The organism is Phormidium tenue FACHB-1050, from assembly GCF_014696925.1.
GTDB lineage: Bacteria > Cyanobacteriota > Cyanobacteriia > Pseudanabaenales > Pseudanabaenaceae > Pseudanabaena.
In genome coordinates, this window is record NZ_JACJQY010000013.1 from 55,668 (window position 1) to 69,913 (window position 14,246).

Consider the following 14,246-nt stretch of genomic DNA (forward strand, 5'->3'; position numbering starts at 1 on the left):
GCCAACATAATCCCTAAGAGAGATCTTAACAATTTGGGTAAAAAGGAGTGAAACCCGTACACACAGAATGCTGCTAATGCTGTGCTAGTATTAACTTTAACCAGAACGCAGCAAAGTATGGGGAAACGCCATGTTTGAACGCTTTACAGAAAAAGCAATTAAAGTCATCATGCTGGCTCAAGAGGAAGCTCGCCGCCTCGGTCATAACTTTGTCGGCACAGAGCAAATCCTATTGGGTCTAATCGGAGAAGGAACTGGCGTTGCCGCCAAAGTACTTAAGTCCATGGGTGTAAACCTCAAAGACGCTCGCATTGAGGTTGAAAAGATCATCGGACGCGGCTCTGGTTTTGTCGCCGTCGAAATTCCTTTCACTCCTCGCGCTAAGAGAGTCCTAGAGTTGTCCTTAGAAGAAGCTCGTCAGCTCGGACATAACTATATCGGTACTGAGCATTTATTGCTAGGACTAATTCGCGAAGGCGAAGGCGTTGCCGCTAGAGTTTTAGAAAATCTCGGCGTGGATCTGTCTAAGGTTCGCACACAAGTAATCAGGATGCTCGGTGAGACTGCCGAAGTATCCGCTGGTGGCGGTTCATCAGGACGCACCAAAACGCCAACCCTCGACGAGTTTGGCTCAAACTTGACCCAGCTTGCCCAAGATGGCAAACTCGACCCAGTCGTTGGTCGTGAAAAAGAAATTGAACGAGTCATTCAAATTCTCGGTCGCCGCACCAAAAATAATCCAGTCCTAATTGGTGAACCTGGTGTGGGTAAAACCGCGATCGCTGAAGGTTTAGCTCAGCGCATTTCTAACAGTGATATCCCTGACATTTTGCAAGAAAAGCGGGTTGTTACCTTAGATATCGGCTTACTAGTAGCAGGTACAAAATACCGTGGTGAATTTGAGGAACGCCTCAAGAAGATCATGGAAGAAATTCGCACGGCTGGCAATGTGATCTTGGTAATTGATGAAGTCCATACCTTGATCGGTGCGGGTGCTGCGGAAGGCGCGATCGATGCCGCTAATATTCTCAAGCCTGCCCTTGCTCGTGGCGAATTGCAATGCATCGGTGCAACCACCCTTGATGAATATCGTAAACATATCGAGCGTGATGCAGCCCTAGAGCGTCGTTTCCAACCAGTAATGGTCGGTGAGCCTAGTGTTGAAGAAACCATCGAAATCTTGATCGGTTTACGTCAACGCTATGAAGAACACCATAAGCTGAAGATCGACGATGAAGCCCTTGTTGCGGCGGCGAGATTATCCGATCGCTACATTAGCGATCGCTTCTTGCCCGACAAAGCTATCGACTTAATCGATGAAGCTGGTTCGCGTGTGCGTTTGATTAACTCACAGTTGCCTCCTGCTGCCAAAGAACTTGATAAGGAATTGCGTCAAACCCTTAAAGATAAGGATGATGCCGTTCGTAAGCAAGACTTTGATAAGGCAGCGGAATTGCGTGACAAGGAAATCGATCTTAAACAACAAATTCGCGCTCTCAGCCAAACCAAAAAGGCAGAAACTCCCGCCGAAGATGTACCTGAAATTCATGTAACCGAAGAGGACATCGCCTACATCGTCAGTTCTTGGACTGGCGTACCTGTCCTCAAGATTACCGAATCCGAGTCTGTCAAGTTGATGCAGATGGAAGAAACCCTGCATAGCCGCGTAATCGGTCAGGATGAAGCAGTAAAAGCTATTTCCCGTGCGATCCGTCGCGCCCGTGTAGGTCTGAAGAGCCCTAACCGTCCGATCGCCAGCTTTATTTTCTCAGGACCTACAGGTGTTGGTAAAACTGAGTTAACTAAAGCACTCGCCGCTTACTTCTTCGGTTCTGAAGAAGCGATGATTCGTCTCGACATGTCGGAATATATGGAGCGTCACACTGTATCTAAGCTGATCGGTTCACCTCCTGGCTATGTCGGCTACAACGAAGGTGGTCAGCTTACTGAAGCCGTCCGTCGTCGCCCTTACACTGTCGTCCTATTCGACGAAATCGAGAAAGCTCACCCCGATGTCTTCAACTTGCTATTGCAAGTGCTTGAAGATGGACGCTTGACTGACTCGAAGGGTCGTACCGTTGACTTCAAAAACACCTTGTTGATCATGACCTCTAACGTTGGCTCTAAAGTCATCGAAAAAGGTGGTGGTGGACTGGGCTTTGACTTCGCTGCTAGCCAAGAGGATGCGCTCTATACCCGCATTCGATCGCTGGTTAACGAAGAACTTAAGCAATACTTCCGTCCAGAGTTCCTCAACCGTCTTGACGAAATTATCGTCTTCCGTCAGTTGACTAAACCCGAAGTCAAGGAGATCGCCGATCTCATGCTCAACGAGTTCTTCAGACGGATGCTCGATAAGCATATTGTGCTTACGGTGACCGAGCGCTTCAAGGATTTGCTAGTCCAAGAAGGCTATAACCCTAGCTACGGTGCGCGTCCACTGCGTCGGGCAATCATGCGCTTACTCGAAGATTCTCTTGCTGAAGAGATCTTGACGGGTAAAGTCCGTGAAGGTGCTTCGGTGCAAGTAGATGTCGATGACGATGGCAAAGTCAAAGTGATCGAACAAGAAGCTCTGAGTGGCTCTGAAAATAATCTTCAGTTGCTGCCATCAGCTTAAGATTGATAAATGCAAGCCCTACGCTCAGCGCAGGGCTTGCATTTATCTAGATGTAGGTAACTTGCATAGCGCTAAATTAAAAAAAGCTTCATGAATGCCAACCAGCGTAATATTGCCGTGAAATCTAATCCTCTGCCTCCTACAAAATTTCAGTCGGTTGCAGGGGATTTGTCATCTGCGGAGATGCCTGAAGTCATTGTCGTGGCTGACCAAAATGAGGAGTATTTGGGGAATGTGCCTGCTCCTCTGACGATCGCAGATGTTGAGGGTGGTGAACTTAAACCAATTCCGACTGCACTTACCAAAAAATCTCAGCCCGATCCAGAACCTGATCCTGAAATCTCGCAAGTTCGTTTTAAGACCCTTGATGGCAAGCTGAATCTGTTGTTGCCAACTGACAAGAAGATCAAGTTGCCATTTAGTAAATCGAATGATAACGGCGAAATTCCTCCAATTGGGCTGGAGAGCAATCAGTTTAATAATTCTGAGACTTCACTGCTAGCCTTGACTTGGGAAGAAATACTTTCTCAGTTAGAGCAACGCATGGCGGCAAGTGGGCATGACTGGAAGCCACGTACACAAGTATATTTGCAATCAGGCGATCGCCTCTTGGATACGCGCCAGCTCCAAGAAATATCCGAAGCCTTGCAAAACTATCAACTTTTGCTGCATTGTATAGTCACCAATCGCCGTCAAACTGCGGTTAATGCTGCTAGTATGGGCTTCTGCGTAGAGCAAGGGACAATCTTTCGTGAGTTGTTAGGATTTAATCCAATTCCTAACGCACCTACGGATGACCCGCTGTACATTAAGATGACCGTAAGATCTGGTACAGAAATTCGGCACTCTGGCAGTATCATTGTCTTCGGTGATGTCAATGCAGGCGCAGAACTAATTTCTGAAGGTGATATTATTGTGTGCGGCAAGCTTAAAGGCATGGCTCATGCAGGTGCTAAAGGCAATGCCCAAGCAGTAGTTATGGCTTTACACCTCAATGCAACCCAAGTTAGGATTGCGAGTTTTATCGCCCGTGTTGAGAGTCCGAGTACATCTTTCTGTCCAGAAGTCGCATTTGTAAGTACGCAAGGTACACCTGCGATTAAAATTGTCCAAGTTGTTGATTTTTCAGCATTTAATCATTCTTCGCTAAACTATCCCTCGCTAATCAGTAATTCGTAAACATGAGTCGCATTATCGTTGTTACCTCTGGTAAAGGTGGTGTCGGCAAGACCACATCTTCAGCAAATCTCGGCATGGCGCTCGCCAAACTAGGACGCAAAGTGGTTTTGGTGGATGCTGACTTTGGCTTACGCAATCTCGATCTTTTATTGGGATTAGAAAATCGCATTGTATATACAGCTTTAGAAGTGATTGCGCGAGAATGTAAACTCGACCAAGCCCTAGTTAAAGATAAGCGTCAGCCCAATCTGTCTTTATTAGCAGCTCCCCAAACGCGCAATAAAACTGCAATTACGGCTGCTCATATGAAGGCGCTTGTTGAAGTTTTGGGGCGATATTTTGATTATGTTTTAATTGATTGTCCTGCGGGTATTGAGTCGGGATTTCAAAATGCGATCGCTGGGGCAAAAGAGGCGATCGTCGTGACGACTCCCGAAATTTCGGCGGTGCGGGATGCCGATCGCGTGGTTGGTTTACTAGAAGCAAATCGAATTACGGATATTAAATTAATTTTGAACCGTATTCGCCCAGCTATGGTAAAAAACAACGACATGATGAGTGTCGAAGATGTACTAGATATTTTGTCAGTTAAATTAATTGGCGTAATTCCTGATGACGAACAGGTGATCGTTTCTACTAATAAAGGGGAACCATTGGTGTTGTCAGATAAACCATCGCTGGCTGGCACAGCCTATGAAAATGTGGCAAAACGTCTTGAGGGAAAAAATATTGAGTTTTTACAACTCGAAGCTCCTCCTAAAGGATTTTTGGCGCGTCTGTCAAGCTGGATTAGTGGGAACTCCTGAGGTTTGAGATGATTTCAACACTGCTCGATCGCCTATTTCAAAGAAGTAACGTCCCTAGTGGGGCAAAAGTCAAGCAGCGTTTGAAATTCATCCTTGCCCATGATCGTGCTGCGATCGAGCCACAGGTATTTGAAAATATGCGCCATGAGATTATGCGCGTAGTTTCTAAATATGTGGAGCTTGATGAAAATACATTAGACATTCGCCTAGAGTCTGATAAGCGGATGACAGCATTGATTGCCAATTTACCAATCAGGATGGTACGTGAAGAGCTACCTGATCTGGTAAGTCTTTTTGATAAACCCACTGAAGAAGTAGTTACATCAAATAATTCTGAATCTTTAGCCTTAGAAATGGATCAATCTGCTGAAGATGCCCTTGATGCGATCGCGGCAAAGGAAAATATCAAATCGACCACTGAGGATATTTCTCCTGAGAGTCTTGCAGTAATTGCGGAACGAACTATCGAAGTTACTAGCAAAATCAGAACTGCTGCAAATAAATCTCAAAATGGGGAAATCAGCGATCGCACCGCAGTAGAAGCTGATATACCCCAAAATGAAAATGTCATTATGGATATTGCTGAAAGTTCTGAGTCAGCTACTTCTGAAGTTGTATTAGAGGACTCTGTTAATGATCAGCATGAAGAATTAGAAGAACTTAATGAGCAGTCAAGTGATCAATTGGAGTTGTCTTTAGGTTTGTCTGATTCTCTAGAATCTCAAGAATTAGTAATTGAAGAACCTCCCAAACTTTACAACCAAGAGCAAGAGTGTGATGATCGCGAAACATGATTTTTGCATCAGCTCTGTTTCTATTTCTATTTTTACCGCTCACCTTAGCAGGATATTTCCTGATTAGCTCAAAGTTACTGTATCTACGGAATATTTTTCTGTTGATCATGAGCTTGATTTTTTATGCGTGGGGAGAGCCAGTTTATGTGTTCCTCATGGTTGCTTCTATATTGCTGAACTATTTAGCAGGGCTACTACTACATTTTCAACGCCAAAAACTGCTCACATTCCTTAACGAAAGGCAGATTCTTCTTAGCTCAATTGTGATTAATTTAGGATTATTATTCTATTTTAAATATGCCAATTTTTTTATTAACAATCTCAACTTAGTACTACACAATTTTTCAATTCCAGCGATCGCCTACTCTCAAGTTCCGCTACCGATTGGGATCTCCTTTTTTACGTTTCAAGCAATGTCTTATGTGATTGATGTTTATCGACAAGAAACCGATGTGCAGTTAAATCCGATTAATTGTGGACTATATGTGAGCTTATTTCCCCAACTCATTGCGGGACCCATCGTTCGATACCATGATGTTGCTAAGCAGATTGTGTCGAGAACTGTCACTAGACCACAATTTTCGGCGGGGATTCAGCGATTTATTTTTGGGTTAGCGAAAAAGACGATGCTTGCCAATCCATTAGGAGAAGTCGCTGACAAAATCTTTGCTGTCCCAGTCAGTGAAGTTACAACAGGTATGGCTTGGTTAGGGATTGTCTGCTATACATTGCAGGTTTATTTTGATTTCTCAGGATATTCCGACATGGCGATCGGATTAGGGCGACTTTTTGGGTTTGAATTTCTAGAGAATTTTAATTATCCCTACATAGCTCAATCTATGCGGGATTTTTGGCGCAGATGGCATATTTCTCTATCAACTTGGTTTCGTGATTATCTATATATTCCTTTGGGCGGCAATCGTGGCTCTGCACTGAGGACATATTTCAATTTGTGGATAGTGTTTCTACTATGTGGGCTATGGCATGGCGCGAATTGGAATTTTGTAATTTGGGGAGCCTTGCATGGAGCCTATTTGGTAATTGAGAGAATGGGATGGCATAAATATCTCGATCGCTTATGGCTCCCACTTAGACATTTGTATACGTTATTACTGGTAATGATTGGATGGGTATTCTTTCGTTCAGAAACTGTGAGCCATGCAATCCAATATTTAGGAAGTATGATAGGCGTTACTAATGCTGATGGAGTCAAATATTTTACATTGCTCTATTTTGATCTAAAAACTCTAATCAACTTAATCATCGGCTGTGTATTAGCAACGCCAATAGCTATTGGCGTTGCTAAACAACTACAAACGAGAATTATTTCTCCTCAATTTAGTCATCTTCAGCCTGTTTTGTACGGTGGGTATTATTCTCTTTTATTGAGTCTATTTCTGCTTTCCACCGCTAGTTTAGCCGCAGGAACCTATAATCCCTTTATCTATTATCGCTTTTAATAAAAAACAGATTTTTGATGGCGAGGCTTCGCCTCGCCATCAAAAATCAACAAAGGCTATTTTACAAATCCCTAGACAGATTGCTCTATGCAGACAGAACAACGCAACAATAAAGTGGCTCGGACATTTGACAATCTGTTGATTGCAACTTTTATCATTGGTCTGTTTTTACCTCTAGTCTTAACCCATAATCGTAAAGAATCGATTACAGAAAAACGTAAGCTTGCCGATTTTCCTAAACTAGAATTGAGTCAAAAAGCATTAATTAAATTTCCATCACAGTTTGAATTATTCTTTAATGACCATTTCGGATTACGCGATCAACTAACTCAGATTTATTCTTTCTACAGCATCCTATTGAAAAGCTCCTCTAATCCTAAAGTGCTGATTGGATTAGAGGATTGGTTATTTTATGTTAATCCTGCGGAGGGAAATAGTCTTGAGGATTATCGGCGAAATGATCCATTGACACTAGAGGAACTTAGAAGTTGGAAAATTGGATTAGAAGAAAAACATGCGTGGTTAAAGCAACAGGGGATTCCCTATATTTTTGTAGTTGTACCTGACAAATATTCTATCTATCCAGAATATATCCCTAAACATATTCGTCAAGTCGGTAAGCAAACCCGCCTTGATCAACTAATAGAATATATGAAGAATTCAGCAGTACCAGTTCTAGATTTGAGACCTAGGTTACTCCAAGCTAAGCAACAAGGACAATTGTTTTATAAAACGGATACGCATTGGAATGACTTTGGTGCAGCGATCGCCCAGTATGAAATTCTCCGAGCAATCCAAAAGTTTTATCCAAATCTTAATCCAAGGAATTACGCTTGGCAGGATTTTAGATTGACAGAGTATAAGTCAGGGGATATTGCTAATATGTTGAATATTTCTTACTTCCTCAAGGAAATGGTTCCTGAATTACGCCAACCACTCCCTATATGTGATCAACATATTGTAGAGAAGCATCCCGAAGATCAGATGAAGGCTACCTTTTTTACGGATTGCCTTGCTGATGCGCCAAGAGCATTAATTTTTAGAGATTCATTCTTTATTGCCTTACAACCCTATATTTCTCAACATTTTGCTAAGACTGTTTATGTTTGGGAATGGCCAGATCTCAATTTAATCAAAAAATATCAGCAATCCAATCAACCTAATATTGTGATCGAAGCCCGCGTAGAAAGACATTTAAAGTTCATCAAATAAGAAGTCGGTACAAAGCTCCGACTTCTTATTTAATGTCATCATACTTTTGGGAATTGGTACTAGGCTCACACAAAACTAGAATCGCGGTCAGATTGTCATGACCATTGACGTTGTTCCCTAACTCAATGAGATTATCCAAACCTCTTCGCAAATCGGTTTCTTTATTTAAAATTGGTAGTAAATGCGATCGCCAATTATCCTCGACTACATCGTTATCACATAAACCATCAGAACATAATAAGAATAAAGTGGGTTCAGTTAATGTAAAAAACTCAATAGCTGGCTCTATGCGATCGCTAGGATTTGGTCCAAGCGCTTGAGTAAGTTGGTGAGCATCAGGTCTAGCCCTTGCGACTTCAATCTCCACACCCAAATCTATTAACTGATTGAGAACTTCGTGATCGCGAGTAATTTGCTCTAACTTTGGTTCTGATTTTAGTTCTTGAGTAGAATTTGTAACTTTGTAAATACGGCTATCACCAACATGGGCTATGACCACATCTAGATCATGAATTGCTAAAACAACCAAGGTTGTTCCCATTCGCCCCAGCGATTGCCTCTTCTCACTTTCATTCTTAGCAAAAATCTGCTGATTTGCCTTGCAGATAATTTCATTGATTTTTTTCTCGCCTGGTAAAGTATCGATCCAAAATGGACGAAACTGCTCCGTAATAGAATTAATCGCGATCGCACTCGCCACCTCGCCCCCCTCGTGTCCACCCATGCCATCACACAACACAAATAACCCTCGATGACTGCGATCGCGGATTTGGCTTTTGCCGTTGATGCTACGAGTTTGAAAAATTGTGACAAAATCATCCTCATTGCGATCGCGTTGCATTCCTACATGAGTTTTGCCAGCATAGGCTAGCTCCTGTAGATGCATTGTGGAAGATATAATCATCGTCATTTCTGACTCAACATCAGCAAAGTCTTCTAAATTAAATTCTAGTGGTAATTCTTCTAGAGCAAATTCATCTGGAAATTCCTCTGTATCGCTCACTACTTGAGAAGATGCCAAATCTTTTACCTGAATTTTGATTTCTTCTAACACAGACTCTAAATTTAATGGTCGCGTTGGGACTGAAGAAGGTTGTATAGCAACATCTCCAAGAAGATTTAAAGTGGGATCTACAGCAATTTCTACCGCAATCTTAGTACCGCAGAATTGGCAAAATTGGTGATTATCAGGATTTACAGCTTTACAACTAGGACAGATGCTCATAATTATGCTTATGTTGGCACAATGCCATAGATTTAGACAGATAATAGAGAAGAAGAACTAAGGTAATCGCACCCATGACTGATTCTACCAGACTCAATCCCGCCGATGAGATCGTCCTTGGACGAGACTTTATGACTCTTTCTCAGCACGTTCTTTCACAGTTTGGGACATTTTCGGCTGAAGCCTATGATCTGAGCGCATTTATGGGACGTATTGGGCTAGCAGGCAAAACGATCGCTCGCCATCTTAGCCGTGCAGGTTTAGTAGAAAATGTGCTTGGGGTCACAGGCGAAGTTAATGTTCAAGGTGAAGCGGTCAAAAATATGGATCGCTATGCTAATCGTGTTTTCCTTCGCGCTTTTGAGCAGAGCGGATTAGTCTGTCGGCTTGCTTCAGAAGAAATGGAGAAGCCCTATTATATCCCTGAAAACTGTCCCATTGGTCGCTACACTTTACTTTATGATCCCATTGATGGCTCTAGCAATATTGACGTAAATTTAGCGATCGGTTCTATCTTCTCGATTCGTCAACAAGAAGGGAATGATGAATCTGGAGAAGCTCTAGATTTATTGCAGTCGGGACGGAAACAAATTGGTGCAGGCTATATTCTCTATGGCACAAGCACGATGCTGGTTTATTCCCTAGGGAACGGCGTTCATGCCTTTACCCTCGATCCTAGTATTGGAGAATTCATTCTCTTTCAAGAGAATATTCATATTCCTGCTAAAGGTTCAATTTATAGTGTTAATGAAGGCAACTTCTGGCAATGGGAAGAACCAATGCGTGAATATGTCCGTTATATTCATCGCCAAGCAGGAAATACAGCACGTTATTCAGGAGCTTTAGTTGCGGATATTCATCGCATTCTTTTTCAAGGTGGGGTGTTTCTCTATCCAGGCACAGTTGGACATGCGGATGGGAAGTTACGCTTGCTTTACGAGTCTGCTCCTCTAGCATTTTTAATTGAGCAAGCAGGTGGTCGTGCGACTACAGGAACTCAAGAAATTCTTGATGTGATCCCCCAAAAATTACACAGTCGCACACCATTGATTATCGGTAGTTCTGAGAATGTCAAAGTAGTAGAGTCTTTCTTAAATCCTTAAAAGAAATAACTCAATAGCGATCGCCTAAACCTTTGATTGTCATATTTTGGGCGATCGCATCATGAGGGATGAGGACATACTGCCAAGGCTTGCCACCATGATTGAGCATATATTCTGAGGCGTGTTGACACCATTGTGTTGCCACGTCTTTTTTTGCTAGTACTTCGGGATTATCCATTTCATTTTGGGCTTTGGGTTCGAGCATATAGATAATTTCTGCCGTTTCAGCGACAAAATCGGGTTGATATTCTGAATAGTTGCCATGCCATTTGTAATAAAGCTGAAATTGTCCTTTGGCGGGTTTAAACCATTTGATTGCTTCGCGTTCTAAGATTATTGCCAAAATCCTTTCGGCTTCAGATTGAAATTTTTGCTCTTTGTAGAGGCATTTTGAGAAGCCCGTAAACAGATATTTGGACATATTGCTTTTATCTGGCGGCGAAAAGCGATAATCGAGGCGATTTTTGGGACTTGTGTTGTAGGCACTATCTTTTAGAGTTGTGAAACCTTTGCTGATTTTGACTTCATAATCTGTGGTTTCTTCCCAAAAGTTTTGCTGCATTTGATGATGGATAAAGTTGGCGATTTCATTTTGTCGAACTCTTAAAATATTGCGGGTATCATCTTCTGAATATTGATTGAGAAAATGGCTGACGATTTGACCTGCTAAGTCATAGAGCAAGTCAGAATGTTCGTCGTAGCAGATATCATCAAACTTGGCTAAGCTTTCGACAATGTAGTTTTCTAGGTGTGATTTCTCGAAGTTTATTCTGGTGATTTCTAGGGATGTGAATTGTTCGGTGGAAAGAGATTGAATATGAAGTTCTTCTTTGGATGGAATACCATAATTTAAGTCAGTGAGATCGATCGCAAAGGAGCGAAAGCCCGATCTCACTGTGCCAATGGGAAGCACCAGAATTCTAGGTATATCAATAGTTTGTTGAATAACTAGGTTAGTGGTTTTGGCAACGATCGCTTCAATGTTTGGTGGTGGGGTTACGCCTTCGATTTCGATTTGAGCGGGTTGATATTCTCGCTTTACGGCTTCGCGGACGATCGCTTGGATTTTGGGATTGGCAAGATGGGCGGTGGTGGGGACTTTTTCAGGTTGGCTTTCGAGTTTGAGGATGGCTTGATAGGTGAGTTGGGCAATTTTTTGTTCTATGGGTGTAGTGAATAGGGGCGGTTGAGTAGAGTGTGATTCGGATTGCGGTTCAAGTTCGGATAAATTTTCAGATACTTGAGCAGGTAAATAAATAGGTTCTATAGGGTGCAGTCCTAGGGCTTGGGATAGTTGCGATCGCGAAATTATGGGTTGTGTTTTTTGTTGGAGGTCTTCATCAGTGAGGATGATTTGTTTGAGACGAATTTGAGATTCGGGTTTCTTGGCTTCATCGACGATCTCTTGGAATTTGTCATGGCAGACAATGTTGAGGCGATCAACTATTTCTACGCCTGTACGCATTCCATAGGGTAAACGTAAGCCACGCCCTATCGATTGCTCGATTAGAATTTTAGAATTAGCGGCTCTCAATGGCACGATTGTATAGAGATTGGTGACATCCCAGCCTTCTTTGAGCATATTTACATGGATTACGATTTCGGTGGGTTCATCGGGAGATTCGACCTTGAGTAAGCGATCGACCATTTCATCTTCCTGTGCGCCTGTTTTGCTGGAGTCAACTTGAATGACTTTATGTTTGTATTCCCCTTGAGCAAATTCATCGGATTGAATGAGTTTGATTAAATCTGAGGCATGGGTGGTGTCACGGGCAATGACCAGCATAAAGGGTTTGACGATTTTTTTGCCTGTTTGAATGGCGTAGGTTTCTAATTCGGCTTTGATGTTTTCGTGGAGATAGATGCCATCTTCTAGTTTGAGACGTTCGATCGCTTCGGGTGACATTGATGAAGGATTAAAATCTTTGCGAGTAACGACGGCGGGATCTTTGACAAATCCATCGCTCATGGCGCGTCCGAGGGGATAGTCATAGATCACATTTTTAAACGGTACGCTTCCCTTATTGGTTTCGATAAAGGGTGTGGCGGTGACTTCTAAGCCTAGCAATGGTTTGAGTTCGTTAATGGCGCGAACTCCTGCGGATGCTCGATAACGGTGGGATTCATCCATTAAGATTACGAGGTCTTTTAGTTGCGCTAGATAATCGAAATAGCTTTCGCCAATAAATTCCGATAGGCGTTTGATTCTTGGGCTTTTACCGCCGCGTACTTCGGAATTGATTTTAGATATGTTGAAAATATTAATGCGACAACCCGTAAAGTTAGTGATGATTGAAGATTTTTCGTAGTTATCGCCTGTAACAATTTCGGGGGCATTAATTGCAAATTCAGAGATACCCGTAAATACATATTTGGCAGTATTGGGCGTGAAGTCGGTAATTAGTTTGTTGTAAATGGTGAGATTTGGGGCAAGGATTAAGAAATTTTTGATGTCATGGGCTAGGTGTAAATAGCTGATAAATGCGCCCATGAGTCGGGTTTTGCCAACGCCTGTGGCGAGTGCAAAGCAGAGAGATGGAAATTCGCGATCAAAGTCGGTGACGGTGGGAAATTCTTTTTTAATAACGGCGAGGCTGGTTTCAAGATCTTGGATTTTGTGAATTGGCAAGAGTTCACAAAGGCGATCTAATATTTGCAATGAGTCGCGTTGGGGATGACGGAGGCTGAGGCGATTGGCGATCGCATTGACATGATTATTCATAGTGGTTTTCTCTTTTTATGTTTTTGTTTGAGATTGGTCACGCACTGCGTGACTAATTTGCGTTTAAGGTTTTTCTGTCTACGTTGCAATGTATCTAAGCCCCCTAAATCCCCCAATTCTGGGGGACTTTGAAAGAATTTTCCACTCTTGTTCCCCCAGAGTTGGGGGCTAGAGGGCAATTACCAGTTATATTTTTGCTTGAGATTGGCTACGCAGTGCGTAGCTAATTTGCGTTTAAGGTTTTTCTGTCTACGTTGCAATGTATCTAAGCCCCCTAAATCCCCCAATTCTGGGGGACTTTGAAAGACGGTTCTTTTCTTGTTCCCCCAGAATTGGGGGCTAGGAAGAGAATAACTGCAATCAACTGGCTTCAGTAATTTGGATAAGAACATTTGACAAATCATTTATCACCTCTTCGTTTGTAAATCTTAAAACGCGATAACCAAAAGCTTGCATTTGCTCTGTTCTTGCTTGATCGTAGGATTGTTGTTGATTATGAATATCTCCATCAACTTCTATAACTAATTTGGCACTAGGACAATAAAAGTCAACTATAAATCTTCCGACAGGATGCTGACAACGAAACTTAAGTTGATTGAGTTTACGTCCTCGCAATGCTTGCCACAATATTTCTTCAGCAGGTGTTAACTGTTGCCTTAAGAGACGGGCAGCTTCTTCAATCTCTCTTGTAGTACCACGAATCCTATTAGAATTTTTCATGTTTGTGTAATATTTCCAGCTTGAGTCTCTAGATTTTAATGAGTACGCATCAGTTTATCTACGTTGCAATGGATCTAAGCCCCCTAAATCCCCCAATTCTGGGGGACTTTGAATAATTTCTTGCTCTTATCCCCCCAGAATTGGGTGTTAGGGGGCGATTAATTGTTGACTTGACTGGATTTTGTGATTTGCTCATAGCCCTAGTTTTGTAGTATTTAGCTACTGAGTACGCATCGATTTGTCTACGTTTCAATGGATCTAAGCCCCCTAAATCCCCCAATTCTGGGGGACTTTGAAATACTTTTTTTATTTTCTTGTTCCCCCAGAATTGGGGGCTAGGGGGCGATTAATTGTTGACTTGACTGGATTCTGTGATTTGCTCATAGCCCTAGTTTTGTAGTATTT

10 protein-coding genes are annotated in these 14,246 nt (G+C 42.5%); 7 read left to right on the forward strand and 3 right to left on the reverse strand.

Annotation, left to right across the window (positions count from 1 at the left end; all coding sequences use genetic code 11):
* The first annotated feature begins 130 nt into the window (after positions 1–130).
* The 6 genes from H6G05_RS10340 to H6G05_RS10365 all read left to right on the forward strand — a co-directional run bounded on the left by H6G05_RS10340 (position 131) and on the right by H6G05_RS10365 (position 8,071).
* Positions 131–2,620: an ATP-dependent Clp protease ATP-binding subunit gene (locus H6G05_RS10340; protein WP_190578099.1), complete on the forward strand. Its 2,490-nt coding sequence runs from the start codon at positions 131–133 to the stop codon at positions 2,618–2,620.
* 90 nt (positions 2,621–2,710) lie between these two features.
* Positions 2,711–3,799, forward strand: coding sequence for a septum site-determining protein MinC (gene minC, locus H6G05_RS10345; protein ID WP_190578100.1), 1,089 nt, complete (start codon positions 2,711–2,713; stop codon positions 3,797–3,799).
* 2 nt (positions 3,800–3,801) lie between these two features.
* Positions 3,802–4,605 (forward strand): septum site-determining protein MinD, encoded by an 804-nt coding sequence (minD, locus tag H6G05_RS10350; protein WP_094536334.1) that lies wholly within the window; start codon positions 3,802–3,804, stop codon positions 4,603–4,605.
* 8 nt (positions 4,606–4,613) lie between these two features.
* Complete coding sequence (gene minE, locus H6G05_RS10355; RefSeq protein ID WP_190578101.1) at positions 4,614–5,399, forward strand: cell division topological specificity factor MinE; 786 nt, start codon at positions 4,614–4,616, stop codon at positions 5,397–5,399.
* Positions 5,396–6,859, forward strand: coding sequence for an MBOAT family O-acyltransferase (locus H6G05_RS10360; RefSeq protein WP_190578102.1), 1,464 nt, complete (start codon positions 5,396–5,398; stop codon positions 6,857–6,859). The genes minE and H6G05_RS10360 overlap by 4 nt, the downstream gene beginning before the upstream one ends.
* A gap of 87 nt (positions 6,860–6,946) precedes the next feature.
* Entirely contained in the window at positions 6,947–8,071 is a 1,125-nt protein-coding gene (locus H6G05_RS10365; protein WP_190578103.1) for an alginate O-acetyltransferase AlgX-related protein, read from the forward strand.
* A gap of 25 nt (positions 8,072–8,096) precedes the next feature.
* Here H6G05_RS10365 and H6G05_RS10370 read toward each other — a convergent pair whose 3' ends face one another.
* Positions 8,097–9,296, reverse strand: a complete 1,200-nt coding sequence (locus tag H6G05_RS10370) for a protein phosphatase 2C domain-containing protein (RefSeq protein ID WP_190578104.1) — start codon at positions 9,294–9,296, stop codon at positions 8,097–8,099.
* A gap of 74 nt (positions 9,297–9,370) precedes the next feature.
* Between H6G05_RS10370 and fbp the strand changes: the two genes are divergently transcribed.
* Positions 9,371–10,399 carry a class 1 fructose-bisphosphatase gene (gene fbp, locus H6G05_RS10375; RefSeq protein WP_190578105.1) on the forward strand — a complete coding sequence of 343 codons (1,029 nt, stop codon included), beginning with the start codon at positions 9,371–9,373 and terminating at the stop codon, positions 10,397–10,399.
* Between the two features lie 10 nt (positions 10,400–10,409).
* Here fbp and H6G05_RS10380 read toward each other — a convergent pair whose 3' ends face one another.
* Both H6G05_RS10380 and H6G05_RS10385 read right to left on the reverse strand, forming a co-directional pair.
* Positions 10,410–13,121, reverse strand: a complete 2,712-nt coding sequence (locus tag H6G05_RS10380; protein ID WP_190578106.1) for a DEAD/DEAH box helicase — start codon at positions 13,119–13,121, stop codon at positions 10,410–10,412.
* A 360-nt stretch (positions 13,122–13,481) separates the two neighbouring features.
* A complete protein-coding gene (locus H6G05_RS10385; RefSeq protein WP_190578107.1) occupies positions 13,482–13,841 on the reverse strand; it encodes an endonuclease domain-containing protein in 360 nt (119 codons plus the stop codon).
* Positions 13,842–14,246 lie beyond the last annotated feature (405 nt).